This window comes from Nonomuraea rosea (assembly GCF_039539705.1).
Lineage (GTDB): Bacteria > Actinomycetota > Actinomycetes > Streptosporangiales > Streptosporangiaceae > Nonomuraea > Nonomuraea rosea.
The window spans coordinates 56,390-81,124 of sequence record NZ_BAABDQ010000007.1; the positions used below are offsets into that span (position 1 = coordinate 56,390).

A 24,735-nucleotide genomic window follows, 5' to 3' on the forward strand; every position below is an offset into this window, starting at 1 on the left:
TCATGGCGGCACCGGCCGGCCCGTCCAGGGCCAGACCTCTGTGGGTGCTGTGCGCCCTGGGCGTGCTGGCCGTCTCCATGATCGCGGGGCTCCTCGACGGGGCCGCCGACATCTCGCCGTGGCAGGTGGTGCTCCAGGCGGCCGACTGGCTGCCGCTCGTGCACGTGGACTCGGGGCTCGCGCCGGTCGAGCAGGGCCTGCTGTTCGAGCTGCGGCTGCCGAGGGTGCTCCTCGCCGCCGTGGTCGGCGGGCTGCTGGCCATGGCGGGCGCGGGCTACCAGGGCGTGTTCCGCAACCCGCTCGCCGACCCGTACCTGCTCGGGGCGGCGGCGGGCGCGGGGCTCGCGACGACCATGGCCATCGTGCTGCTGCCCGCCATGGCGGGCAGCATCCCGGTCGCCGCCTTCGCAGGCGCCGTGGGCGGCGTGTTCCTGGCCTACACGCTCGGGAACGCGGCCGGGCGCGCGGGCGGCACCGCCACGCTGGTGCTGGCCGGGGTGGCGGTCACGTCGTTCCTGACCGCGATCCAGACGTTCGTCCAGCAGTTCAAGGTGGAGGAGCTGCAGCGCATCTACTCGTGGATCCTCGGGGACGTGGGCGGCGGCTGGGACCAGCTCTGGCTGGTCCTGCCGTACGCCGCCGTCTCCGCCGTCCTGCTCCTGCTGCACGGGCGGATGCTCGACGTGCTTTCGGTCGGCGACGAGGAGGCGATCAGCCTCGGCGTCCGGGCGGCCAGGGTACGGTTCACCGTGCTGCTGGCCGCGTCGCTGGCCACCGCGGCGGCCGTGGCGGTGAGCGGGCTGATCGGGTTCGTCGGCATCGTCATCCCGCATGTCGTGCGGCGGCTGGCGGGCGGCTCGTACCGGATCGTGCTGCCGCTGTCGCTGATCGGCGGCGCGGCGTTCCTGGTGCTGGCCGACCTGGTCGCGCGCACCGTGATCGCGCCGGCCGAGCTGCCGATCGGGGTGGTGACGATGTTCGTGGGCGCGCCCTTTTTCGTCTTCATCCTGCGCATGACCAGGCAGGCGGCCACATGATCCGCGCCTCGGGCCTCTCCGTTCGCCTCGGCGACCGCGACGTCGTGGACGACGTGGACCTCCAGGTGCACCGTGGCGAGTGGCTGGCGATCATCGGGCCCAACGGTGCGGGCAAGTCCACCCTGCTCAAGGCCGTCATGGGCCTCGTCGCGCACCGGGGCGAAGTCTCGGTGGACTCCCGGCCCGCCGCCGGGCTCAAGCCGCGCGAACGGGCCAGGCTGCTGGCGTACGCGCCGCAGACGCCCGCCCTGCCGCCGGACATGACGGTGTTCGACTACGCGCTGCTGGGGCGCACGCCGTACATCCCGTATCTGGGACGTGAGAGCGGCCACGACCGTCAGGTCACCGCGTCCGTGCTCGAACGGCTGGACCTGACCGCCCTCGCCATGCGCCGCGTCGGCGCGCTGTCCGGCGGGGAGCGCCAGCGGGTGGTGCTCGCCAGGGCGCTCGCCCAGGAGGCCCCCGTCCTGCTGCTCGACGAGCCGACGACGGCGCTGGACCTCGGGCACCAGCAGCAGGTGCTCGAACTGGTGGACCGGCTGCGGCGGGCCGACGGCCTGACCGTCGTCACCACCCTGCACGACCTCACGGTCGCGGGCCTCTACGCCGACGCGCTGCTGCTGCTGGCCGAAGGGCGCGCGGTCGCCTCGGGCCGGCCCGGCCAGGTGCTGACCGAGGAATTGGTGGGACGCCACTTCGACGCCCATGTGAAGATCGAGCCCGGGCCCGACGGCCGGCCCGTCGTGCATCTGGTGAGGGGAGGATCGTGAAGCTCACGTACCGGGTGGAGGAGGGGGCGCGGCTCGGGGCGCTGCTGTGGGAGTTCGGTCCGGGGTGGCGGATGATCTCCTCCGCGATGCTCGGCGGCGGGATCGGCGTACGCGAGTGGGTGCTGAACGCCCAGGTGGTCGCCGGCTACGCGCGGATGGACCCCGTCGAGCACCTGACCTCGCTGGGGCCGGGCGGTTCCGGCGGTTCTGGCGGTTCCGGCGTCGGGATGATGACCGCCGCGTCCGTCGATCGCTACGTGCGAGCCTCGGACGGCGGCGTGGAGGCGGTCGCCACCGTCGGCCTGCGGGTGCCCACCTGGGCGGCGGCCCCTGAGGGGACCGAGGATCCTGAGCTGGCTCCGATGCGGGTGGGCACGATCAACATCGTGACCGTCCTGCCCGTGGCCATGACCGACGCCGCGCTGGTCAACCTGGTGATGACGGTCACGGAGGCCAAGTCGCAGGCGCTGATCGAGGCGGGCTATCCCTGCACGGGGACGGCCTCGGACGCCGTCTGCGTGGCGGTGCCTCTCGACGGGCCCGAGGAGCTTTTCGGCGGGCCGCGATCGGAATGGGGGGCGCGGGCGGCGCGGGCCGTGCACACGGCGGTACGGCGCGGCGCCGGGGCGTGGCGGCCTGGTGACTTTAAGTGAGGGAATATGGGCAAGTAGCATGTGACCGAGGGCGAGACTCCCGATACTGAGTGGGTGACCGCAATGGCGATCGAACCGACCACGAGGCGCGCGGCTTTTCCCAGTGCGCCGTTCACTGTCGATGACCTGCTCGCGTTCCCCGATGACGGGAATCGTTACGAGCTCTTCAACGGGAGCCTAGTAGTGAGCCCTGCCCCCCTACCCCTGCATCAGCGCGTCATCACTCGGCTGCTGCGTATCCTCGAAGATGCCGCGCCTCCTGGGCTGGAGGCTTTGTCAACTGTCAACGTCAGCCCAGGCGCCAAGGACTTCTACATCCCCGACCTTGTCGTCGTGCCCGAGTCGGCGTCCGAGTCAGTAGGACTCATGTTCGCGCCCAGCGACCTGCAGTTGGTTGTTGAGGTCGTCAGCCCGGGCTCCAGGATGCACGACAGGACGGTCAAGGTAGTGGCATACGCGGCGGCAGGCATCCCTGTCTACTGGCGCGTCGAAATCGACGGGCCGATACTCCACGTCTACGAACTCGAGGGTGACTCCTACCAGGAGCCCGTCGCCTACAAGACAGGGACCACAGCGACGCTGTCGTCTCCCTTTCCGGTCAGCTTCGACCCTGCCGATTTGACCGCCCGCCGGATCTCGAGCCCGTAGTCCTCGGCCGCTCCTCGATGCGTGACGCGCCCCGCGTCGAGGTCGGCCTCGATCGCCGCCCGGTCGCGTTCGCGCGGCGGGCCGATGCCGCCCCCGCCCGTCGTCGCCACGACGAACGCCTCGCCCGGCGCGAACCGCACGTTGTTGACCTTGGACGCGAGCCGTTCCACCCGCCCGTCCAGATGGCGCTTGAAGAAGCCGCCCACCCGCCCAGGCAGCCCGCCGTCCCGGCCCGGCGGCGGCAGCCGGAGCCGGTCCCCACGGGTCGTCACGTGGCAGTCGGCCAGGAACCGGTACACCGTCCGCGAGCCCAGCCCGCCACGGAACCGGCCCGGCCCGCCCGAGTCCGGGATCGTCTCGATCGACTCGACGATCAGCGGGCAGCGGCTCTCCACCGGCTCCACCTGCGGCACCGAGTTGCGGCCGATCCCGAAGTGCACGCCCGTCGCGTCCGGCCCGTCCAGCCCCTGGCGGGCGCCGACGCCGCCGAAGTCGTAGGAAAGGTGGATCCAGTAGGGCGCCCCGACCGCGGCGATCGAGAACGGCTGCAGGATCCCGCTGGCCGCGATCGCCCGCTCGGGCACCGCGTCCGACAGGGCTTGGAAGACGGCCTCCATGGCGGCGTAGATCGGGACGTACCGGCCGCCGCAGGGGTGGGGGGAGCGGGCGTTGAGCAGGGAGCCTTCGGGCAGAAGCACCTCGATCGCCCGCAGGCAGCCGTCGTTCATCGGGATCGTGGGGTCCAGGAAGCAGCGCACCGCGAAGACCGCGGCGGCCAGGGACTGCGAGGCCGAGGCGTTCACGGCGGCCGGCACCTGCGGGTCCGTGCCGGCGAAGTCCAGCACCGCGCGGGAGGCGTCCAGGGTGACCGCCACCCGCACCGTGTGGGACCTTCCGAGGTGGATGCCGTCGTCATCGATCGGGTACGCCGCCTCGAACCGGCCCTTCGGCAGCTCGGTCAGGGCCGTGCGCGTCCTGGCCTCCGTGTAGTCGAGATAGTCGTCGATGCCCGCGGCCAGGCCCTGATCGCCGTACTCGCCGAGCAGGGACTCCAGGCGGGCCGCGGCGACCGCCGTGCCGGCCACGAGGGCGCGGACGTCGCCCATGACCTTGTCCGGGGTACGGCTGTTGGCCTTGAGCACGGCCTCCATGGCCGGGTCGATGCCCGCGCTCGTGCCCAGGCGGACCGGCGGGAGTTGCAGGCCCTCCAGGAAGATGTCCGTGGCCAGGGGCGCCATCCCGCCTGCGGAGAGGCCGCCCAGGTCGGAGACGTGGATCATGGTCGCGGTGAAGTAGGCGGGAGCGCCGCCGACGAAGACGGGGCGGTAGACGAGCAGGTCGTTGGTGTGGACGCCGCCCCGGTAGGCGTCGTTGAGCGCGTACACCTCTCCCGGGCGCATCGACTCCGGCGGGAGGTCCTTGAGCAGCTCGGGGAGCGCGGTTCTGAGCGCCATGCTGTTCATGAGCGTGGTGGCCATGGACTGGGCGATCAGGCGGCCACGCGTGTCCAGGATGGCCGCCGAGGCGTCGGAGCCCTCCACGATGAACGTCGAGTAGGCCGAGCGCACCACCACGATGCTGGCCTCCTCCGCCGCGACGACCAGCGCGTTCCTGAACACCTCGGCGGTCAGGGCATCGGCCACGGGACCCTCTCACTGAGCTGGCTGGTGAGGTGCACGGCGCGGGTGGCGGACAGGGTGGCGGTCCAGGAGGGCGGGACCACGATCGTGGACTCGGCGTCCTCGATGACGGCCGGGCCGGGCAGGTCGCCGTCCAGGGTGTCCCTGGTGTGGACCGGGATCTCGGTGTAGCCGCCGAGCTCGGGGAAGTACGCGGCTCTCGTGGAGCGGCTGGGCGTCGTGGGTGCCGTTGAGGTGGGGTGCCTTGGTGTTGAGGGCGGGGGGCCGGCGGCCGGGGCGGTGACGCGTACGCGGTAGCTGACCAGCTCGATCTCGCCGCTCTGCCGGATGCCGTAGACCTCGGCGTACCTGTCACGGAAGCGGGACTCCAGGTCGTGGCGGGCGGGCGTCCAGCCGACGGTCAGGTCGTGCGACTGGCCCTTGAAGCGGACGTCTGCGGACCTCGACACGCGCACGTCCGGGCCTTCTGGCGAGACCCCCAGATCGGCCGCCGCCTCCGCGGCCAGCGCGGTGAAGAGTCCCTCCGGGTCCGGTGCGTCGAGGCGGGACAGGACCCGGTCCGTCGAGAGGTCGCCCGCCAGCAGCCCGGCCGCCGAGGCCACCCCGCAGTGCTCGGGCACCACCACCGTCCCGATCCCGAACCGCTCCGCCACCCTGGCCGCGTGCATCGGCCCCGCGCCGCCGAACGCCACCAGCGCGAAGCCGCGCGGATCGATGCCGCGCTGCACCGTCACCACGTGCACCGCCGACGCCATGGAGGCGCTCACGATTTCGTGCACCGCGTACGCCGCCTCCTCCCGCGTCACGCCCAGCGGCCCCGCGAGCCGGTCGAGCGCCTTCTCGGCCAGGGCCGCCGACAACGCGATCCCACCGGAATCCCAACCGGAGGGCGGGTCGGAGGACGGGGCGGAGGGTGATGTGGAGGAGGACGCGGTGGAGAGTGGGTCGGAGGGCGGTATGGAGGACGACGTGGGGGAGAGGGCGGGGGAGAGCGGGTCGGAGGGCGGGGTGGTGGAGAGGGTGGGGGAGAGGTAGCCGAGGATCAGGTTCGCGTCCGTGACCGTCGGGTCCGAGCCGCCCAGGCCGTAGCAGGCGGGTCCCGGGGAGGCGCCGGACGAGTGCGGGCCCACGCGGAGCGCGCCCGCCGGGTCGAGCCAGGCGACGCTGCCCCCGCCCGCCCCCACCTCCGCCAGGTCGATGGCGGGCGTCTTGATGGGCACGCCGGTGCCGGCGCGCCGCCCGCCGAAGCTGCCCTTGCCGCCGACGTGGAACTCGTGGGTGATCTCCGGCCGGCCCCCGCGCACCACGCAGGCCTTGGCGGTGGTGCCGCCCATGTCGAACGAGATCACGTCCGCGAACCCGGCCCCCGCCGCAGCCAGCACCCCCGCCGCCGGGCCGGACTCGATCGTGGCCACCGCCCGTCTGGCGGCCAGCTCGGCGGAGATGACGCCGCCGCTCGACTCCATGACGTGGATGGGCGCGTCGATCCCGATCGCCGCGAGCCGCTCTCGGAGCTGCGAAAGGTATGAAGCCATCAATGGACCGATATATGCGGACATGATGGTGGTTGTGGCGCGTTCGTACTCGCGGATCTCCGGCCACACCTCCGAGGAGATCACCACGTTCCCGATCGACTCCCGCAGGATCCCCGCGACCTGCCGTTCGTGCGAGGGGTTCGCGTACGCGTGCAGCAAGCACACCGCCGCCGACGAGATCCCTCGGCGGACGATCTCCGCGGCGGCCCGGCGTACCGAGTCGTGGTCCAGCGGCGTCAGCACGGCTCCCCGCGCGGTGACACGTTCCACCACCTCGAAGCAGTCGCCCGGCGCCACCGGCGGCGGCGGAGGCGTGAAGCGCAGGTCGTAGCGGTCCTCCTCGACCCGGGCGTAGCGGCCCAGCGGGATGGCGGCGCGAAAGCCCTGAGTCGTGACATAGGCGACACGGGGCCCTTTACGTTCGAGGACCGCGTTGGTGGCCAGCGTGGTGGCGTGCACCACCCTCGTGACCTGGGCCGGGTCGCGCCCGCCGAGCGCGCGCGTAACGCCGGAGACGATGCCCGCGATGGGGTCGTAGGGGGTGCTCAAACATTTGGCCACGGAAATCGCGCCGGACGTATCGCGAAGGACCACATCGGTGAAGGTGCCGCCGACATCGACGCCGATCGCGTAACCCATTCAGGTACGTTATGTCCCCGAGCAAGCGCTTGTCTATGTGGCGGTCTATTGACTTACGACACGTGATTGGGACCCTGGTCCTATTCCTGCGTTTTTGGAGCGGAGATGGCGCGCCTCACAGCTCTGGCCGGCGGCGTCGCAGCGGCACTGGTGCTGCTCGCGATGCCGGTCGCGGCGCACGAACACCCGAGTGGCATCACCGACCTGGTGAGTCCCGCCGTGGTACGCGTGGAAGCCGTGTCCCATGTGGACATCACCCTGCTCGACCACGTCGGCGAGATCAAGCACGTGGAGCGGTCCTATGACCTGCCGTTCGCGGTGGGGACGGGGACGGTCGTCAACCCCGACGGGACGATCGTCGCGCTCCGGCGTCTGGCGGTGAACCCCAACGACGTCGCGATCTACGCGGCCAACAAGATCTTCGCCGAGCACCACAAGGTGAAGATCCCCGTCGACTACAAGAAGCACAAGGTCTCCGACGACATCCTCAACCACCACCTGCAACTCTGCTATCCCCCCAAGACCTCCACCGCCACCTGCATCATCAACGTCTCCACCGTGCTCACGGCCTACCCCAACGTGTCGCCCGCCAGCGCCGAGGGCTACAAGGTCAAGTGCATCAAGGCCGGCCCGACGCCCGACAGTCCCGCCGTGCTGGTGCCGCTGACCCCGATGGCCGGAGGCGTCGGCATGCCCACCGCGCCGCTCGCCGACAAGGTGCCCGATCAGGAGGGCTCGCCCACCAACCTCGCCGGCTTCCTCGGCCGGCCGGGCCCGACCGTCGCGCACACGGTCGAGATCGCCCACCTGGTCAAGGGCGGCGTCGCAGGGGAGAAGGGCAGAGGCTTTTCCGACCCGGAGAAGAAGGTCGACGAGCCCGTCAAGCTGGGCGCCCTGGCCGACAAGGGCATGGTCGGCGCGCCGGTGATCGGCGACAAGAACGGCCATGTCATCGGCCTGCTCGTCGGCGGCGGCAAAGAAGGCAAGATGATCGGCGTCAGGGAGGTCACCGGCATCCTGGCCGCGGCCAAGGTGGTGCCGCGCAGGGGCACGATCGACACGGCGTTCGAGGCGGCGCTGACCCGCTACCACACCAAGTACTACACCGAGGCCGCGCCCGGCTTCCAGCGGGTGCTGGAGCTCTATCCGGGCAACGTGGTGGCCGCCGGGCTGCTCAAGACCTCGCTGGCCAAGCGGGGCGGGCCCGAGGACCAGGGCACGAAGCAGGCGGCGAGCGCGCCCGTCAGGTCCACGCCGCTGTGGCCGTTCATCCTCGCGGCGGGAGTACTTTTCATAGCGGCAGCGGCCGGAGCGTATCTGCTCTGGCGTCGCCGCACTCCTGATAAACCGACAGAGCTGCCACAGCAGCCGCTGGCGGCCGGTCCGCCGCTCGACGACGGTGCCAACCAGACCGTGGTCGTCCGGCGCTCCCAGTCGTTCCAAGTGGTCCCGCAGCAGCAGCAGGTGATGACCGCGCCGGATCCGGCGATCAAATACTGCACCTCGTGCGGCATGAGGCTCGGGCCGGCGCATCGCTTCTGCGGCTACTGCGGCCATCCCATCGAGACGTGATGCCATTGAACGAAAGAGCACTCATCGGCCAGGAGGTGGCCGGGTACTACATCGAGGACATCGTCGGCAAAGGCGGCATGGCCGTCGTCTACCTGGCACTCGACCCGAGGTTGAGCCGCCGGGTGGCGCTGAAGATCCTCAACCCGGTGCTCAGCGTCGACGACCGGTTCAGGCAGCGGTTCATCCTGGAGTCCAGGACGGTCGCCAGCATCGAGCATCCCAACATCATCCCGATCTACGAGGCGAACGCCGACGCCGACGGCGTCCTCTACATCGCCATGCGCTACGTGGACGGCCTCGACCTGCGCCGCCTCATCTACGACAGGGGCCCGCTGCCGATCGGCCAGGCGAACCAGATCTTCGCCCAGGTCGCCGCCGCGCTCGACGCCGCCCACGCGCACGACCTGATCCACCGGGACGTGAAACCGGCCAACATCCTGCTGGCCGGGGACCACGTCTACCTGACCGACTTCGGCATCACCAAGCACCGCTCGTCGATCTCGGGGCTGACCCAGACCGACCAGTTCATCGGCACGCCCCGCTACATGTCGCCCGAGCAGATCAACAAGGAGCACATCGACGGCCGGTGCGACCAGTACGCGCTGGCCTGCGTGGTCTACGAGGCGCTGTCGGCGCGGCTGCCGTTCCAGCGCGAGAACGACATCGCGCTGCTCTGGGCCCACCTCGCCGAGCAGCCGACGCCGCTGTCGCAGATCAGGCCCGAGCTGCCGCAGCAGGTGGACACCGTGATGATGCGGGCGCTGGCCAAGTCGCCCGAGCAGCGGTACACGACCTGCACGGAGTTCGTGAGCGCGCTGCGGGACGCGATCGGCGGGCACCCGTCCGACGCGGCCGGCTTCGTGCCCCGCCAGGGCCTGCCCTCGGGGCCCCACCCCGTCCAGAGCTCCGGGGCGCACGCCGCGCCCTACTCGGGCCCCCCTTCAGGCCCGCACACCGGTCCGCCCACAGGTCCGCCTTCTGGGCCGCACACGGGTCCCGGCTCGGGTCCCCACTCGCAGCCGCAGCTCGCGGGCTCGTACGGGCAGGGTGCGGCGGCCTACCAGGCCTCGGCGCACCCCACGCACCCGACCACGTCGAAGAAGCGCCCAGGCCGCATCCCGATCGTGGCCACCACCCTGGTCGCCGCCGTCGCGGCGCTGGCGCTGGTCGCCATGATCATCATGAACCACCGCAGCGACACCTGGTCCCACTACAAGACCAGCGCCGCCGCGCCGCTCACGTTCGAGTATCCGGGCGACTGGACCGTACGCACCCATCAGGACCTGTTCGCGGTGGTCTCGCCGCACGCCACGGAGTTCGAGTCCCTGTTCGTGGCCGGACCCGGCGCGGACTGGACGACGGTCTCCTCGATCGTCTCGGACGAGCCCGACAGCGCGGCCGGCGTGTACGTCCAGGTCTCCGACACCCTCGACTCCCGCGGCAGCTCCGAGCAGATGAAGGCCAAGATGGAGGTCCTGCTGCCCGGTCAGGTCGACGTCGGCAAACCCGTGCCCGACCAGGCGGGCAGCAGCCCCGCCACCCGCTTCGACGGCGCCCTGCACGACCCCGGGACCGGCACCCGGCTGGGCTTCGTCAGCTACGTGATCGACCGCGAGCCCAAGACCATGCTGGTGATGTACTTCTGCGCCAAGGCCACCTGCGACGACGCCACCCAGACCCGCATCAGGCAGAGCGTTCGTGTCTCGTGACTTGTAACTCACTTGTGTACGGCTGGGCCTGGGTGTTCAAGGCGGGCACCCGGCGTCTACCCTCCGGCGTGTGGGCATTCGAATCGTCATCGCCGACGACCAGGCGATGGTCAGGGCCGGGCTGCGCATGGTGGTCGACAGCGACCCCGGCATGGAGGTCGTCGGCGAGGCCGCCGACGGCCGCGAGGCCATCGCCGTGGCCCGGCGCACCCGGCCGGACATCGTCCTCATGGACATCTCGATGCCCAGGCTCGACGGGCTGTCGGCGGCCAAGGAGCTGCTCGACACCCCGTCGCCGCCCAAGGTCATCACCCTGACCACGTTCGACACCGACGAGAACCTCTACGCCGCCCTGCGCGCGGGCACCAGCGGGTTCCTGCTGAAGGTGTCGCCGCCCGAGCAGCTCCTTGAAGCGATCAGGGTGGTGCACTCCGGCGACGCGCTGCTCGACCCGGCCGTGACGAGCCGGGTGATCGCCACGTTCGCGAGCAGGGCCGAGCCCACGCCCTCGCCCAGGCTGGGCGAGCTGACGCCGCGCGAGCTGGAGGTGCTGCGGCTGCTGGCCCGCGGTCTCACCAACGCGGAGATCGCGCGCGACCTGTACGTGGGGGAGGCCACGGTCAAGACGCACGTGGCGCGGGTGCTGATGAAGCTGTCCCTCCGCGACCGGGCTCAGGCCGTGGTGTTCGCGTACGAGTCGGGCGTCGTACGGCCCGGAGCCGCCTGACCGTCTCGCCATTCGGGAGGGTTTGGTGAGGCACGGCGTACTCATGTGTATATTTTTCGTCATAAGGCGGTAGAAACAGGAGATATTTCATGCGATCGTTCCCCCGGGTGTTGTTCGACGAGGCTCACAACGAGTCGTGGACCGTGCGGCGCGAGGTGGCCGAGGCCATCAATCCGGCCCATCCCGACGACAACAGCTACGCCCGCGCGGCCGGGCTGCTGCGGCACCTGGGGCACACGGTCACCGCCCACACGGCGGGGGCGCTGACCGCCGGGGCCCTGGCGGAGCAGGACGTGCTGGTGATCGCGCACCCGTCGGGGGACCGGTGGGAGCGGACGACCGGCCAGGGCAGCCCCGTCTTCGCCGCCGGCGAGCTGGACGCGATCCAGGACTTCGTGGCCGGGGGCGGCGGGCTGGTGGTGCTGGCCGAGGAGGAGCAGGACAAGTACGGCAACAACCTGGCGGACCTGCTCGGGCGGTTCGGGGTGGGCGTCGAGCACGCCACCGTGCGCGACCCGAAGCACGCGCACCGGGGGGTGGCCACCTGGGTGCTCGCCCGGTCCGAGGCCGCGTCGGGGCTGCTGGCGGGCGTCCGTACAGCTTGCTTCTACCGCTCGGGCGTCCTGACCCTGACCCCTGAGGCCGTCGCCGGGGAGGCGAGCGTGCTGCTCGCGACCTCGCCCGACGCCGACCCGGCGGGCGCGCCGCTGGCCGTCGCCGTGCGGTACGGGCGGGGCAGGGTCGTCGCGTTCGCCGACTCCGACCTGTTCGGGGACGACTCCATCGACGACTACGACCACCGCGCGCTCTGGGGCAACGTGGTCACCTGGGCCGCCCGCATCCCCGGCCCCGCCGCGTCCGAGCCCGCCATGTCCGAGCCCGCCACGTCCGGCCCCGCCGCCTCCGAGTCCGCCGCTCACGAGTCCGCCGCTCACGAGTCCGCCACCCACGAGCCCGTCAGCTCGCGCGAGTCCGCGTCCCATACGGCCAAGGCGGAGCTGTTCGCGCGGCTCAAGTCGGCCGTCGAGGAGATCAGGCCGCTGCAGGTCAAGGACGGGTCCGTCCCCGAGGAGAAGGGGCGGGCGAAGGCGCTGGTGGGCCAGGTAGCCGCGATCCTGGGCGAAATATCGCCGTACTTCGCTCATGACGCGTCCTACCTCCAGGCCGTCCAGGACGACCTCGCCCAGTGGGCCGGCCAGGATCTGGGCGTACCCGACTTCCTCGACTCGCTTGACCGCTTCCACCCCGACACCCAGCGCGAGGACGGCCTGGAGCACGTCGTGGTGTTCCCCATGTACACCCAGAACGGCAACCCCGGCCGCAACCTGGAAGCCGTCTGGATCCGCACCATCTGGCCCGGCTGGCTGGCCGAGCTGGAGGCGGGCGGCTACGACAACCCCATGTTCGTGCCGATCGCGTTCGAGGACTTCACCTCGGGCTACGACACGCACTCGGCCGTCCTGTTCCCCGAGACGGTCGCGGTGCGCCGGGCGCCCGAGCGGTTCACCTGGGGCGGGATCTTCGCCGACCGCGAGGCCGCCAGGTTCAGGCGGGTGTCCAGGGCCGCCACCGCCACGCTGCGGCTGGACCTGCCGCCGGAGGCCGAGCGGCTGCTGGCCTCGCAGCGGCTCGCGGAGGAGACGTTCGTGCTGTGGGACCTGGTCCACGACCGCACCCACAGCCACGGCGACCTGCCGTTCGACCCGTTCATGATCAAGCAGCGGATGCCGTACTGGCTGTACTCGCTGGAGGAGCTGCGCTGCGACCTGACCGCGTTCGGCGAGGCGGTGAAGCTGGCCGGGCAGGGGGTGCCGCACGCCAGGTACGTGCAGACCGCCATCCTGTTCGACCGGCTGTTCAGGTTCCCGATCACGGGGGAGCGGGTCAGGAACTACGACGGGCTCGGCGGTCAGCTGCTCTTCGCCTACCTGCACCGCAACGACATCGTGCGCTGGACGGACAACCGGCTCACGATCGACTGGGAGCGGGTGGCCGACGGCGTGGCCGACCTGCGGGGCGAGGTCGAGAAGCTCTACCGCGACAGCATCGACCGCTCCAAGCTGGCGCACTGGCTGGCGGCGCACGAGCTGGTGAGCGCGTACGTGCCGGCGCATCCCGCCTCGACCTGGGCCAAGGGCGCGCAGGCGCTGCCCGAGGAGCAGAAGGCCAAGGTGGACGCGGTGCTGGCGGACGAGTTCCCGCTGAGCATGTTCTACGAGGCACTGCGCCGTAAGCTGACCGATGTGGTCGAATCGACTAAGGGACTCCGAGCATGATCATTCTGGTTACGGGGGCAGCAGGCCCCACAGGTGAGGCTGTTTCCGGATATTTCCGGGAAAAGGGTCACACCGTGATCGGCGTCGACAAGAAGGACGTCGACCTGCTCGACCGCGCGGCCGTACAGGACCTGGCGGCGCGGATCGCCCGCGAGCATGGCCACCTGGACGGCGTCGTGCACCTGGTCGGCGGCTGGCGGGGGTCGGCCACCTTCGCCGAGACCAGCCTCGGCGACTGGGACCTCCTGCACGACCTGCTGATCCGCACCCTGCAGCACGTGTCGCTCGCCTTCGAGCCGCTGCTGCGCGAGAGCGCCGACGGCCGCTTCGTGATCGTCTCGGCCAAGGCGGCCGGGCGCCCGTCCGCGGGCGGCGCCGTCTACGCGGCGGCCAAGGCCGCGGCGGAGGCATGGACGCTCTCGCTGGCCGACGCGCTGTCCGGCACCGGCGCCGCGGCCACCATCCTCGTCGTGAAAGCCCTGGTGAACGACGCCATGCGCGCCCAGCAGCCGGAGGCGAAGTTCCCCGGCTTCACCGACGTCAACGACCTGGCGGCGGCGATCGGCGGGCTCTACGACCGCCCCGCCGCCGAGGTCAACGGCATCCGATTGGACCTGACTGCGTGACTCTCCGGCACGATCCCCAGCTCAAGGCGTTCGCCAGCGATAACTACGCGGGCGTGCACCCCGAAATCCTCCAGGCCATCGTCACGGCCAACGGCGGTCACCAGATCTCCTACGGCGACGACGTCTACACGGAGGCGCTCCAGGAGGTCTTCCAGCGGCACTTCGGTGAGCGCGCGCAGGCGTGGCCGGTGTTCAACGGCACCGCCGCGAACGTCGTCTCCCTGCGCGCCATGACCGCCCACTGGGAGGCGGTCATCTGCGCGGAGAGCGCCCACATCAACACCGACGAGGGCGGAGCCCCCGAGGTCGCGGGCGGCATCAAGCTGCTGACCGTGCCCACGCCCGACGGCAAGCTCACGCCCGAGCTGATCGACCGCCAGGCGTGGGGCTTCGGCGACGTGCACCGGGCCCAGCCGCGCGTGGTGTCGATCTCGAACACCACCGAGCTGGGCACCCTCTACACGCCCGCCGAGATCGCCGCGATCTGCGCGCACGCCCACGAGCTGGGCCTGCTCGTCCACCTCGACGGCTCCCGGCTGACCAACGCCGCCGCCGCGCTGGACGTCCCGATGCGGGCGCTGACCACCGACGCGGGGGTGGACGTGCTGTCGTTCGGCGGCACGAAGATCGGGCTGCTGTACGGCGAGGCCGTCGTCGTGCTCAACCCGGACGCCGCGCGCGGGATCGACTACATCCGCAAGACGTTCATGCAGTTGTCGTCGAAGATGCGGTTCGTGTCGGCGCAGTTCGAGGCGCTGCTGTCGGGCGATCTGTGGCTGCGCAGCGCACGGCAGGCCAACGCCATGGGGCAGCGGCTGGCACAGGCCGTACGCGACATCCCGGGCGTCGAGCTGCCCAGGCCGGTCGAGGCGAACGCGGTCTTCGCCGTCCTGCCCAAGGACGTCACCGAGCGGCTGCAGAAGCGGTTCAGGTTCTACACCTGGAACGAGGCGACGGGCGAGGTGCGCTGGATGTGCGCGTTCGACACGACGGAGTCGGACGTGGACGCCTTCGCGGCCGCCGTCGCCGAGGAGATGGCGGCGGCGAGCTGACGGCGGCGAGCTGACGGCGGCGAGCTGACGGCGGCGACCGGGCCCGCGCCGCACGGCGGCTGAGGCGACCGGACCCGCGCCGCACGGCTGCTGAGGAGGCGGTCTAACGGGAGCGGGCCTGGTGCCGCACGGCCAGGCGGGCGGCCTGCCAGCCGCCCATCCCGTGCACCGAGGCCCCCGGCGGCGTCGAGGCCGAGCACAGGAACACCCCGGGCAGCGGCGTACGCCACGGGGCCGGCGACCAGACCGGCCGCCTGACGAACTGGGTCAGGCTCGCCATCCCGCCCCCGATGTCGCCCCCGACCAGGTTGGGGTTGACCGCCTCCAGATCGGCGGGCCCCATCGCGTGCCTGGCCAGGACACGGTCGCGGAATCCGGGCGCGTAGCGCTCGATCTGGGTCTCGATGGCGTCCGTCATGTCCACGGGCGAGCCGTTGGGCACGTGGCAGTAGGCCCACAGCGTGTGCCCGCCCCGCGTCGGATCCGCCGCGTACGGCTGGACGAGCAGCACGTACGGGCGAGGCGAATGCCGTCCGGCGGCCACCTCCGCCTCGCTGAGCGCGATCTCCTCCAGCGTCCCGCCCAGGTGCACCGTGCCGGCCTCGGCCACCGCCGGGTCGCGCCACGGCACCGGCCCGTCCAGCGCCCAGTCGAGCTTGAACACCCCGGGCCCGTAACGGAAGCGTTCGAGGCCCCTGCGGTAGCCGGGAGGCAGGTCGGCCATCGCCAGGAACTGCCTGGGCGTCACGTCGAGCACCACGATCGGAGCGTCCACCTCGGCCAGCCGCCGCACCCGGTGGCCGGTGACGGCCTCGCCGCCCAGCGACCTCAGCTCGGCCACGAGCGCGTCGGCCAGCTCCTGCGATCCGCCCCGCACCAGCGGCCAGCCCACCAGGTGGGCCAGCCCGGCCAGCAGCAGGCCGTAGCCGCCCGAGATGGGCGCGCGCAGGTCGAGCATCGAGTGCGCGGCCATGCCCGCGAACATCGCCCGCGCCTCCACGGTCCTGAACGCTTGCCGGGCGAGCGTCGTGGCGGGCAGCACCCCGGCCAGCCCGAACCTGGCCGCCCGCGCGAACGCCCGCGGCGCCGCATCCCACGGCCCCAGCGGCTTGAGCAGCAGGTCCACCAGCGGGAACCCGGCCCTGGCCGTCGCCCCCGCGGTCGCCAGCCACGCGGCGGCGTCGCGCCCGAGCCCGTCGGCCGTGCGGCGGGCGTCGCGGTGCACGAGCACCGCGGGCCGGTCGTCGAGCGGATGGGCGGCGGCCACCGGCGGATGGGCGAACTCGACCCCCTTCAGCCCCTGCGCCCGCAGCTCACGGAAGGCAGGGGAGGCCAGCGCCATCGCCATCACGGTCGCGCCCAGGTCGTGCACCCGCCCGGGCAGCGTCAGCTCGCCCGACCGCAGCCCGCCGCCGAACCGCTCGGCCGCCTCCAGCAGCAGCACCTTCCGCCCGGCGCGGGCCAGCGTGACGGCGGCGACGAGCCCGTTGGGGCCCGACCCGACCACGACGGCGTCCGCACGCATCAGGGGCTCATCGTGGAGGGAGTATCGAGGGAAAGGGCTGCGCGCCGCGCAGCCGCAGCAGCTCCGTCATGAGCTTGATCTCCCCGCTCTGCCCCTGGACGATCTTCTGCGCCATGCTGACCACCTCGCCGCGCGTGGACAGCTTGAGCAGCCCCTCGGCCATCTGCACGCCGCCCTCGTGATGGCGGATCATCAGCTGCAGGAACAGCACCTCGGCCTGCGTGCCCTGCGCCTCCTTGAGCTTGGTCAGCTCCTGCGGCGAGGCCATGCCGGGCATCGTGCCCGTGGCGGCGGCGCCCGCGGCGGGGGTGGCGCCGTGGCCGTGGCCGCTCATCCAGGCCATCGGCCGCTGGTCGGTCGCCTGGCTCAGCCCCCACTGCTGCAACCAGCCCTGGAACATGCCGCGCTGGTTGGCCTGGGTGTTGATGATGTCGAAGGCCAGGCTTCTGATCTCCTTGGCGGGCCCTTTGTCCCTGATCGTGAAGGCCATGTCCACGGCCTGCGCGTGGTGGGTGGCCATGTCGCGGGCGAATCCGGCCTCGGCCGAGGTGTCGCCCGGCGTGCCGTCACGCCCGAACACCAGGAACGCGGCCACGGCGAGCACGAGCACGCCGCAGATGATCAGGATGGGTTTCCTCACGGGCTTTTCCATGGCTCGTCCAGCGTACCCACCTGGGGGAGGGGCTGTGATCGGACCCTTATTTCGCGCTTATTCTCCGCATACGCCTGGAGGGCATAGGGTGACCCGGAGTTGGTACGCCGATGGAGGAACGATGACGAAGGAGAAGGCGCAGGCGCGGCGCGAGCATCTGCAGAAGATGCGGGCCGAGCAACAGCGCAAACAACGGCGCTCCGCGCTGCTCATGTGGGGCACCGGTGGGCTGATCATCGTGGTGCTCGTCGGCGTGGTCGGCTTCTACCTCGTCAATCAAGCCCGTCAGACCTCTCTCGACGCCGTGACCAGCGTCAAGTACGACGCGGGCCAGCACGTGTGGAAACCGGTCACCTACAAGGAGACCCCGCCGGTCGGCGGCGAGCACAACAACTACTGGCAGAGTTGTGCGATCTACGACAAGCCGATCCACTCCGAGCACGCCGTGCACTCGCTGGAGCACGGAGCCGTCTGGATCACCTACCGCCCCGACCTGGCCAAGGCGCAGGTCGACGCGCTGAAGGCGGTGGCGTCGTCCACGGGCCAGCAGGACTACATGCTGATGAGCCCGTTCCCCAACCTGCCGTCGCCGGTCGTCGTGTCGTCGTGGGGACACCAGCTCAAGCTGGACAACCCGCAGGACCCGAAGCTCGCGGCGTTCATCAAGAAGTACCAGAACGGCTCTGACACCCCGGAGCCCGGCGCCACCTGCGGCGGGGCCGACGCCATCACCACCACGGCCGACCAGGCGCCGCTGCCTCCGGAGCCCACGGGCAACCAGACGCCGCCGCCGGCGGAGACCATCTCCCCGTCGCCCACCCAGTCCCAGCAGTAGATCTCGCGCGATGACTCAGGGCCCGGCCCCCGCCGGGCCCTGAGTCATGCCGTCAGTCGTCGCCGATGAGCAGGTCATGGCGGGCGCGGGCGAACTCCTCGAAGGAGATGCGCCCGTCGCGGTCGGCGTCGGCCCTGGCGAAGGCGGTGGTCAGGTCGGTGCGGGGGCGGTTCCACACCGCACCGAACTCCTCGGCGGTGATCCAGCCGTCGCGGTCGCGGTCGGCCGCGGCGAACGTGGCGCGGGAGATCGGCGTCAGCACCGTGTCGAGCGTGCCCGTCCGCACCAGCGTCTCGAAGGAGCTGACGTACTCCTCCTTGCTGATCCGGCCGTCACGATCGGTGTCCAGAGCGCGGGCGTGGATGTCCCAGGCGTTGAGGAACGCGTCCACGACGGACTCGCCCTCGGGCGTGTCGGCCCGTACCCCGGTCTGCCCCAGGCGGCGCTGGGCGAGGGCCATGTAGTCGTACCTGGTCAGGAAGCCGTCGCCGTCGGTGTCGAGGTCGTTGAAGTTACGCTCCGCGCTCTCGCGGAAGCCGTTGTGGGGCATCACCGCTCCGATCGTCACCCTAGGTAGCTGATCGCTACTTACAGTAACTCGTCCTCGCGGGGATGGACAGAAGTCCCGGAAAACTGGGCTCAGCCGAGCACGTCCGCCGGCGGCGTCGCCGCCAGCCCGTGCGCCTGGGCCACGGGCCGGCTCGTCAGGTGGCCCTCGTGGGTGCTCAGCCCGGCCGCCAGCGCCGGGTCCTCGCGCATCGCCCGCCGCCAGCCCAGGTCGGCGATGGCCAGCGCGTACGGGAGCGTGACGTTCGTCAGGGCGAACGTCGAGGTGTGCGGAACGGCGCCCGGCATGTTGGCCACGCAGTAGAAGATCGAGTCGTGCACCCGGTACGTCGGCCGCTCGTGCGTCGTCGGCCGCGAATCCTCGAAGCAGCCGCCCTGGTCGATCGCGATGTCCACGAGCACCGAGCCCGGCTTCATCCGGCTCACCAGGTCGTTGCTCACCAGCTCGGGAGCCTTGGCGCCGGGCACCAGGACGGCGCCGATGACCAGGTCGGCCTCCAGCACCGCCCGCTCGATCTCCAGCATGTTGGAGGCGACCGTCTGGCAGTGGCCCTGGTAGATCAGGTCCGCCTGGCGCAGCTTGTCGATGTTCTTGTCGAGCAGCAGCACCTCGGCCTGCATGCCGAGGGCGATGGCGGCGGCGTTCATGCCGGAGACGCCGGCCCCGATGACGACGACGTGGGCCGCGCGCACCCCGGACACGCCGCCCATCAGCACGCCCCTGCCGCCCTCCGAGCGCATCAGGTGGTAGGCGGCCACCTGCGGCGCCAGCCGCCCCGCCACCTCGGACATGGGGGCGAGCAGGGGCAGCGTGCCGTCACGGCTCTGCACGGTCTCGTAGGCGATCGCGGTGACGCCCGAGTCGAGCAGCGCCCGCGTGCAGTCGCGAGAGGCCGCCAGATGCAGGTACGTGAAGAGCACCTGGCCCTTGCGCAGCCGGTGGTACTCCTCGGCCACCGGCTCCTTCACCTTCATGATCAGGTCACCGGTGGCCCAGAGCTCGTCGGCGTCCGGGACCATGACGGCGCCCGCCGCGGCGAAATCGGCGTCCGGGATCGCGGACCCGGCGCCCGCCTCCCGCTCCACGAAGACCTGGTGGCCGTGGCGCACCAGCTCGTGCACCCCGGCCGGGGTGCACGCCACTCGATATTCGCTGTTCTTGACCTCGCGGGGAACCCCGACCTTCATGGGTCAACTCTTCTCGGTCACGTGCGATCCTGCCTCCATTCTTCCTCCCATCACCCGGATGGATGCGGATTCTCCTGCTGATTACCCCGGTGTGGCTCGTCCTCGATAGGCTCACCGGCAGCCCGAACATCAGGATGAGGTCGTCGTCGATGGACAAGCCGGAAGAGCCGCCACCCGCGGACCCGGGAGAGGCGAAGGCCAGCAGACTCACCACCATCGTGTTGATCGTCTCGCTGGTCCTGGTCGTCTTGGTCGCCGGAGTGCTGGGCACTGTTGCCGTCCTGATGACGCAGAGCCCCGACTCGCCGCTCTTAGGCGGCGTGCCGCCGCGGCGGCTGGCCGTCCCCGTCCACTTCGCCCCCGTCAAGGAGACCAAGCCCGCGCCCTGTCCGGGCGACCCGGCCGTGCTCGACGCGGAGCAGCGCACCTGCTACCTGCTGGAGGACGGCGTCACCGTCCTCTCCGTGCAGCAGGTCGAGCCGGTACGTGAGAAGGACGGCCTCTACTCCGTGCGCATCGCGATCGCGCCGGCGTTCAAGGAGCGGCTGGTGCAGCTCATCGACGAGCTGGTGCCCGAGCAGCGGCAGGTGGCGATCGTGCTCGCGCCCGAGCAGCCCGACCAGCCCAAGACCGTCCTGGCCGCGCCGATCGTCACCCAGTCGATGGACGGCGACAGCATGAGCATCGCCGGCTTCACCAAGGAGGAGGCCGACGCGCTGGTGACCAGCCTGCTCGGCGCGCCGCCCACCGGCACGAGCCCCGCCACGGGTCCCAGCACGGGTCCCAGCACGGGTCCCAGCACGGGCCCGACCGCCGGCCCCAGCACGCCCGCCACGACCGGTCCGACGGGCGGCCCGGGCCCCACCGGCGGCCCGACCGGCAGCACCGGCACGACGGGCACCGTGGGCCCCGGGACGAACCGGCCGGGCGCGACCTCCCCCGCGACCGGCGTCCGGCGCACCCCGGACAAGCGCTACGCGAGCTGCAAGGAGGCCGTGGCGGCCGGCGACGGCCCCTACTCCAAGGGCACGCACGAGGAATACGCCTGGTACGTCGACGTCGACGGCAACGGCGTGGCCTGCAACAGCGGCGACATGCGCTGACGGCTAGCCGAACAGCTCACCGAACCAGTCGATGCCGAAGTAGGCCAGGAAGATCAGCGAGACGATCCAGAGCAGCCAGGGGATCTGCGAGAACCGGCCCTTGGCCGCCTTGATCAGCGTGTACGAGATCACCCCCGCGCCCACCCCGTTCGTGATCGAGTACGTGAACGGCATCAGCGCGATCGTCAGGAACGCGGGCACGGCCAGGTCCAGGTCGTCCCACGGCACGTTCTTGCTCTGCATCATCATCAGCGCCCCGACCAGCACCAGCGCGGGAGCGGCTGCGGCGGCGGGCACCACCGCCGCCAGCGGCGTGAACAGCAGCGTCAGCCCCAGCAGCGCCCCGGTCACCACGCTGGCCAGGCCCGTGCGGGCCCCCTCGCCGACACCGGCGGCCGACTCGACGAAGACGGTGTTGGCCGAGGAGCTGACCGAGCCGCCCACCATGCCCGCCACGCCGTCCACGGTCAGGATCCGGCCCAGCCTGGGCACCCGTCCCTGTTGGTCCACCAGCCCGGCCTCGTCGCTGACGCCGATGATGGTCCCCATCGCGTCGAAGAACCCCGACAGCACCAGCGTGAACAGCACCACGGTCGCCGTCAGCGCCCCCGCCCTGGCGAATCCGCCGAACAGGTCGAACGCGCCGACGAGCCCGAAGTGCGGGGCCGAGACCAGCGACTCGGGCACCCGCGGCGCCACCACGCCCCACGACTCCGGCGGGATGGCGGCCAGCGAGTTCACCACGACGGCCAGGACCGCGGTGACCGCGATGCTGATCAGGATGGCGGCCGGGGTCCTGCGGACGTACAGGACGATCATGAGGAGCAGGCCGAAGCAGAAGATCGCGACCGGCCAGCCCGTGAGATGGCCGGTGGCGCCGAGCTGCACGGGCGTTCCCGAGCCCGCCGCGACGAACCCGGCGTCGACCAGGCCGATCAGCGCGATGAACAGCCCGATCCCCACGCTGATCGCGTGTTTGAGCGCCAGCGGGATCGCGTTCATGATCAGCGTGCGCAGGCCGGTCACCGCCAGCACGATGATCACGAAGCCTTCGAGCACGACCAGGCCCATGGCCTGCGCCCACGTCATGTGCGGGGCGGCCTGGTAGGCGACGACCGCGTTCAGGCCGAGCCCGGCGGCCAGGCCGAAGGGGGCGTTGCCGACGAACGCCATCAGCAGCGTCGAGATCGCCGCGGCCAGCGCGGTGGAGGTCGTCAGCTCGGAGATGGACAGCCGGGCGCCGGTGACGTCCTTGGCCCCGGCCAGGATGATCGGGTTGAGCAGGATGATGTAGGCCATGGCCACGAACGTGGTGAGCCCGCCCCGCACCTCGCGGCCGACGGTGGTCCCCCGCCCGGTGAGCTCGAAGAATCTGTCGAGCACCGCCATCCCCCCTTGTTGATCAGGGGGAATGCCGGGTTGCCTACCCGGCGGGGGACAAGATCACGCCTTCTCGTGGCGTCCGTGGCCGACCAGGCCGACGAACTCCTCGATCCCGACCCGCCCGTCGCCGTCGCGGTCGGCGGACTTGATGAACGCCTCGATCTCGCTCTCGGCCGCGCCCTGACCACCCAGGGCCTCGTTGGCCTGCCTGATCTCGCCGGCGGTCAGCAGGCCGTCGCCGTCGGTGTCGAAGCGCCTGAACTCCGCCTCGGCCGCTTCACGCGCGCTTGCCATCGGATACCCCCTTGCCGGATTCTGCTCCGGACTGCTCTTCGAACAACGCGATATCTTCCGGCCTAATCGGAACGCGCGTCAACCGGAGCCCGGTCGCCGCGCGGACCGCGGCGGCGATGGCGGGGGTCGAGGAGAGGGTCGGAGGCTCGCCCGCGCCGCGCAATCCGTACGGAGCCGCCGGGTCGGGGTTCTCCAGAATCTTCAGCGTCATGGGCGGCATGTCGAGGATGGTGGGGATGAGGTAGTCCGTGAACGACGGGTTCAGCACCTGGCCGTCGCGGATCTGGATCTCCTCCATGAGCGCCAGCCCCAGCCCTTGCGCCGAGCCGCCGTGGATCTGGCCTTCGAGCGCCTGCGGGTTCAGTATCCGGCCCACGTCCTGCACGGCCGCCAGCTCGACCACCTTGACCAGGCCCAGATCCACGTCCACGTCCACGACCGCCCGGTGCACGCACAGGGCGAGCTGGGTGTGCGAGTCGCCCTGGCCGGTGCGCGGGTCGAGCGGATAGGTGGGCCGGTGCCGGTATTCGCGCGTCTCCTCGATCGGCCCGTACGCCGCCAGCGCCTCGGCCGCGGGCAGCCCCTTGAACCGCTCCCGTACGGCCTCGCAGGCGGTCTTCACCGCGCCGCCGGTGACGTACGACTGACGGGAGGCCGACGACGACCCGGCCGAGCCGACCGCGGTGTCGGCGGTGGCCACGGTGACGTTCGCGATGCCCAGCTCGGTGCGCGCGATCTGGGCCTGGATCGTGACCAGGCCCTGGCCCACCTCGGCCGCCGCCGTGTGCACGGTGACGTGCGGCTCGCCGCCGACCAGCTCGGCCCGCACCCTGGCCGTGGAGTAGTCGTCGAAGCCCTCGGAGAAGCAGATGTTCTTGATCCCGACGCCGTAGCCGACGCCCCGGCGCACGGACTCGCCGTGCGTGGTCTGCGAGACGCCGCCGGGCAGCCCCCGCAGGTCCCGGTCCCGCGCCGGCTCGGGCGGCGGCGCGGGCAGCGGCATGGCCTCCAGGTCGCGCAGCATGTCCGCGAGCGGGGCGGGGGAGTCGATCACCTGCCCGGTGATGAGGCGGGAGCCCTGCGAGACGGCGTTGCGCACCCGGATCTCGATCGGCGACAGGCCGCACGCCTCGGCCAGGCGGTCCATCTGCGACTCGTAGGCGTAGCAGGCCTGCACGGCGCCGAAGCCGCGCATCGCGCCGCACGGCGGGTTGTTGGTGTAGACGCCGGTGGCGTCCACCCGCACGTTCGGCACCTCGTACGGGCCCGCGCCGAGCGAGGCGGCGTTGCCGACCACGGCGGGGGAGGAGGAGCAGTACGCGCCGCCGTCGAGCAGGATGTCGGCCTTGACGTAGACGAGCCGGCCGTCGCGGGTGGCGCCGTGCTCGTAGCGCATCCAGGCCGGGTGGCGGTGCACGTGGCCGAAGAACGACTCCTCCCGGCCATAGACGATCTTCACGGGCCGGTCCAGGCGCAGGGCCAGCATGCAGGCGTGCACCTGCATCGACAGGTCCTCGCGGGCGCCGAACGCGCCGCCGACGCCCGACAGCGTCAGGCGTACCTTGTCCTGGGGCAGGCCGAGGCAGGGGGCGAGCTGGTCGCGGTCCACGTGCAGCCACTGGGTGGCGATGTAGAGGTCCACGCCGCCGTCCTCGGCCGGGACGGCCAGGCCGGACTCCGGGCCGAGGAAGGCCTGGTCCTGCATGCCGACCTCGTACTCGCCGGTGACGACGACCTCGGCCTCGAACGTGTCACCGCGGCGTACCGGCTGATGTCTTACGAAATGTTCGGACTTACGGGGATCTGTCACGGCTTCGCGGAGTTCGTACTCGACCACGATGGCCGCGGCGGCCCTGCGGGCCGTCTCCGGATGGTCGGCGGCCACCAGCGCCACCGGCTCCCCCTGGAAGCGGACCTCGTCGATGGCCAGCACCGGCTGATCCTTGTGCTCCAGCCCGTAGAACTTCACGCCCGGCACGTCCTCGTGCGTCAGCACGGCCAGCACGCCCGCCATCTTGAGCGCCGGCCCCACGTCGATCGAGCGGATCCACGCGGAGGCGTGCGGGCTGCGCAGCGTGACGCCCCACACCATGCCGTCCAGCCACAGGTCGGAGGCATAGGCGAACTCGCCGGTCACCTTCAGCGTCCCGTCGGGCCGCCGCGCGCTCTCCCCGACGCCGTGTCCGCCGCTGTACCCGGTGGTGTGCCCAATGGTGGGAGCCGTCGTCTCCGTCATCTTCCGAGTAGAGCACCGCCGCCCGGCCCGTCCTATGCGCTCGACGTGAAATCCACGTCAGCGCTTGC

21 protein-coding genes are annotated in these 24,735 nt (G+C 71.3%); 12 read left to right on the forward strand and 9 right to left on the reverse strand.

Translation table 11 applies throughout. The annotated features are described in order from the left end of the window. The first annotated feature begins 2 nt into the window (after positions 1–2). The 4 genes from ABEA43_RS18615 (at position 3) to ABEA43_RS18630 (ending at position 3,108) form a co-directional block, all read left to right on the forward strand. Positions 3–1,037: a FecCD family ABC transporter permease gene (locus ABEA43_RS18615; RefSeq protein WP_345563332.1), complete on the forward strand. Its 1,035-nt coding sequence runs from the start codon at positions 3–5 to the stop codon at positions 1,035–1,037. Next, positions 1,034–1,807, forward strand: coding sequence for an ABC transporter ATP-binding protein (locus ABEA43_RS18620; protein ID WP_345563333.1), 774 nt, complete (start codon positions 1,034–1,036; stop codon positions 1,805–1,807). The genes ABEA43_RS18615 and ABEA43_RS18620 overlap by 4 nt, the downstream gene beginning before the upstream one ends. Continuing rightward, on the forward strand, positions 1,804–2,460 hold the full coding sequence (locus ABEA43_RS18625) for an adenosylcobinamide amidohydrolase (RefSeq protein ID WP_345563334.1): 657 nt from the start codon (positions 1,804–1,806) through the stop codon (positions 2,458–2,460). Before ABEA43_RS18620 ends, ABEA43_RS18625 begins: the two co-directional genes overlap by 4 nt. A 63-nt stretch (positions 2,461–2,523) precedes the next feature. Continuing rightward, positions 2,524–3,108, forward strand: a complete 585-nt coding sequence (locus ABEA43_RS18630; protein ID WP_345563335.1) for a Uma2 family endonuclease — start codon at positions 2,524–2,526, stop codon at positions 3,106–3,108. Here ABEA43_RS18630 and ABEA43_RS18635 read toward each other — a convergent pair. After that, entirely contained in the window at positions 3,015–4,751 is a 1,737-nt protein-coding gene (locus ABEA43_RS18635) for a hydantoinase B/oxoprolinase family protein (RefSeq protein ID WP_345563336.1), read from the reverse strand. The genes ABEA43_RS18630 and ABEA43_RS18635 overlap by 94 nt on opposite strands. Beyond that, positions 4,736–6,922, reverse strand: a complete 2,187-nt coding sequence (locus ABEA43_RS18640) for a hydantoinase/oxoprolinase family protein (RefSeq protein WP_345563338.1) — start codon at positions 6,920–6,922, stop codon at positions 4,736–4,738. Before ABEA43_RS18640 ends, ABEA43_RS18635 begins: the two co-directional genes overlap by 16 nt. A 105-nt stretch (positions 6,923–7,027) precedes the next feature. Here ABEA43_RS18640 and ABEA43_RS18645 point away from each other — a divergent pair, with 105 nt between their 5' ends. The 6 genes from ABEA43_RS18645 to ABEA43_RS18670 all read left to right on the forward strand — a co-directional run bounded on the left by ABEA43_RS18645 (position 7,028) and on the right by ABEA43_RS18670 (position 14,884). Further along, positions 7,028–8,494: a zinc ribbon domain-containing protein gene (locus ABEA43_RS18645; protein WP_345563340.1), complete on the forward strand. Its 1,467-nt coding sequence runs from the start codon at positions 7,028–7,030 to the stop codon at positions 8,492–8,494. After that, positions 8,494–10,203 carry a serine/threonine protein kinase gene (locus tag ABEA43_RS18650; protein ID WP_345563342.1) on the forward strand — a complete coding sequence of 570 codons (1,710 nt, stop codon included), beginning with the start codon at positions 8,494–8,496 and terminating at the stop codon, positions 10,201–10,203. The genes ABEA43_RS18645 and ABEA43_RS18650 overlap by 1 nt, the downstream gene beginning before the upstream one ends. 70 nt (positions 10,204–10,273) lie before the next feature. Continuing rightward, positions 10,274–10,930 carry a response regulator gene (locus ABEA43_RS18655; RefSeq protein ID WP_345563344.1) on the forward strand — a complete coding sequence of 219 codons (657 nt, stop codon included), beginning with the start codon at positions 10,274–10,276 and terminating at the stop codon, positions 10,928–10,930. 89 nt (positions 10,931–11,019) lie between these two features. Continuing rightward, complete coding sequence (locus ABEA43_RS18660) at positions 11,020–13,206, forward strand: DUF6421 family protein (RefSeq protein ID WP_345563346.1); 2,187 nt, start codon at positions 11,020–11,022, stop codon at positions 13,204–13,206. Further along, on the forward strand, positions 13,203–13,832 hold the full coding sequence (locus tag ABEA43_RS18665) for an SDR family NAD(P)-dependent oxidoreductase (RefSeq protein WP_345563348.1): 630 nt from the start codon (positions 13,203–13,205) through the stop codon (positions 13,830–13,832). Before ABEA43_RS18660 ends, ABEA43_RS18665 begins: the two co-directional genes overlap by 4 nt. Continuing rightward, complete coding sequence (locus tag ABEA43_RS18670; protein ID WP_345563350.1) at positions 13,829–14,884, forward strand: threonine aldolase family protein; 1,056 nt, start codon at positions 13,829–13,831, stop codon at positions 14,882–14,884. Before ABEA43_RS18665 ends, ABEA43_RS18670 begins: the two co-directional genes overlap by 4 nt. Positions 14,885–14,987: 103 nt before the next feature. Here ABEA43_RS18670 and ABEA43_RS18675 read toward each other — a convergent pair whose 3' ends face one another. Beyond that, positions 14,988–16,409, reverse strand: a complete 1,422-nt coding sequence (locus ABEA43_RS18675) for a phytoene desaturase family protein (protein WP_345563352.1) — start codon at positions 16,407–16,409, stop codon at positions 14,988–14,990. Positions 16,410–16,416: 7 nt separating this feature from the next. Continuing rightward, on the reverse strand, positions 16,417–17,049 hold the full coding sequence (locus ABEA43_RS18680) for a DUF305 domain-containing protein (RefSeq protein ID WP_345563354.1): 633 nt from the start codon (positions 17,047–17,049) through the stop codon (positions 16,417–16,419). A 133-nt stretch (positions 17,050–17,182) separates the two neighbouring features. Between ABEA43_RS18680 and ABEA43_RS18685 the strand changes: the two genes are divergently transcribed. Then, positions 17,183–17,896: a thioredoxin-like domain-containing protein gene (locus tag ABEA43_RS18685; RefSeq protein WP_345563356.1), complete on the forward strand. Its 714-nt coding sequence runs from the start codon at positions 17,183–17,185 to the stop codon at positions 17,894–17,896. Between the two features lie 52 nt (positions 17,897–17,948). On the opposite strand, the gene ABEA43_RS18690 is transcribed toward ABEA43_RS18685, so the two are convergent. After that, positions 17,949–18,464: an EF-hand domain-containing protein gene (locus tag ABEA43_RS18690; protein ID WP_345563358.1), complete on the reverse strand. Its 516-nt coding sequence runs from the start codon at positions 18,462–18,464 to the stop codon at positions 17,949–17,951. Between the two features lie 71 nt (positions 18,465–18,535). Further along, positions 18,536–19,651: an alanine dehydrogenase gene (gene ald, locus ABEA43_RS18695; RefSeq protein WP_345563359.1), complete on the reverse strand. Its 1,116-nt coding sequence runs from the start codon at positions 19,649–19,651 to the stop codon at positions 18,536–18,538. A gap of 62 nt (positions 19,652–19,713) precedes the next feature. On the opposite strand from ald, the gene ABEA43_RS18700 reads away from it, so the two are divergent. Further along, the gene (locus ABEA43_RS18700; protein WP_345563360.1) at positions 19,714–20,754 is read left to right on the forward strand and encodes an excalibur calcium-binding domain-containing protein; all 1,041 of its coding nucleotides are present in this window, start codon (positions 19,714–19,716) and stop codon (positions 20,752–20,754) included. A 3-nt stretch (positions 20,755–20,757) separates the two neighbouring features. Here ABEA43_RS18700 and ABEA43_RS18705 read toward each other — a convergent pair whose 3' ends face one another. Genes ABEA43_RS18705 through ABEA43_RS18715 form a run of 3 tightly spaced genes read right to left on the reverse strand, consistent with a single transcriptional unit; the run spans position 20,758 to position 24,667 of the window. Continuing rightward, entirely contained in the window at positions 20,758–22,143 is a 1,386-nt protein-coding gene (locus ABEA43_RS18705; protein ID WP_345563361.1) for an NCS2 family permease, read from the reverse strand. Positions 22,144–22,197: 54 nt separating this feature from the next. Further along, positions 22,198–22,431 carry an EF-hand domain-containing protein gene (locus tag ABEA43_RS18710; protein ID WP_345563362.1) on the reverse strand — a complete coding sequence of 78 codons (234 nt, stop codon included), beginning with the start codon at positions 22,429–22,431 and terminating at the stop codon, positions 22,198–22,200. After that, entirely contained in the window at positions 22,415–24,667 is a 2,253-nt protein-coding gene (locus ABEA43_RS18715; RefSeq protein WP_345563363.1) for a molybdopterin cofactor-binding domain-containing protein, read from the reverse strand. Before ABEA43_RS18715 ends, ABEA43_RS18710 begins: the two co-directional genes overlap by 17 nt. Between the last annotated feature and the right edge of the window lie 68 nt (positions 24,668–24,735).

Bases quoted from the DNA above. Each gene is read 5' to 3' on its own strand.
- ABEA43_RS18650 (WP_345563342.1), top strand. From the start codon at position 8,494: ATGCCATTGAACGAAAGAGCACTCATCGGCCAGGAGGTGGCCGGGTAC.
- ABEA43_RS18675 (WP_345563352.1), bottom strand. From the start codon at position 16,409: ATGCGTGCGGACGCCGTCGTGGTCGGGTCGGGCCCCAACGGGCTCGTC.
- ABEA43_RS18620 (WP_345563333.1), top strand. From the start codon at position 1,034: ATGATCCGCGCCTCGGGCCTCTCCGTTCGCCTCGGCGACCGCGACGTC.
- ABEA43_RS18645 (WP_345563340.1), top strand. From the start codon at position 7,028: ATGGCGCGCCTCACAGCTCTGGCCGGCGGCGTCGCAGCGGCACTGGTG.
- ABEA43_RS18715 (WP_345563363.1), bottom strand. From the start codon at position 24,667: ATGACGGAGACGACGGCTCCCACCATTGGGCACACCACCGGGTACAGC.
- ald (WP_345563359.1), bottom strand. From the start codon at position 19,651: ATGAAGGTCGGGGTTCCCCGCGAGGTCAAGAACAGCGAATATCGAGTG.
- ABEA43_RS18660 (WP_345563346.1), top strand. From the start codon at position 11,020: ATGCGATCGTTCCCCCGGGTGTTGTTCGACGAGGCTCACAACGAGTCG.
- ABEA43_RS18705 (WP_345563361.1), bottom strand. From the start codon at position 22,143: ATGGCGGTGCTCGACAGATTCTTCGAGCTCACCGGGCGGGGGACCACC.
- ABEA43_RS18640 (WP_345563338.1), bottom strand. From the start codon at position 6,922: ATGGGTTACGCGATCGGCGTCGATGTCGGCGGCACCTTCACCGATGTG.
- ABEA43_RS18665 (WP_345563348.1), top strand. From the start codon at position 13,203: ATGATCATTCTGGTTACGGGGGCAGCAGGCCCCACAGGTGAGGCTGTT.
- ABEA43_RS18685 (WP_345563356.1), top strand. From the start codon at position 17,183: ATGACGAAGGAGAAGGCGCAGGCGCGGCGCGAGCATCTGCAGAAGATG.
- ABEA43_RS18700 (WP_345563360.1), top strand. From the start codon at position 19,714: ATGCGGATTCTCCTGCTGATTACCCCGGTGTGGCTCGTCCTCGATAGG.
- ABEA43_RS18630 (WP_345563335.1), top strand. From the start codon at position 2,524: ATGGCGATCGAACCGACCACGAGGCGCGCGGCTTTTCCCAGTGCGCCG.
- ABEA43_RS18710 (WP_345563362.1), bottom strand. From the start codon at position 22,431: ATGGCAAGCGCGCGTGAAGCGGCCGAGGCGGAGTTCAGGCGCTTCGAC.
- ABEA43_RS18615 (WP_345563332.1), top strand. From the start codon at position 3: ATGGCGGCACCGGCCGGCCCGTCCAGGGCCAGACCTCTGTGGGTGCTG.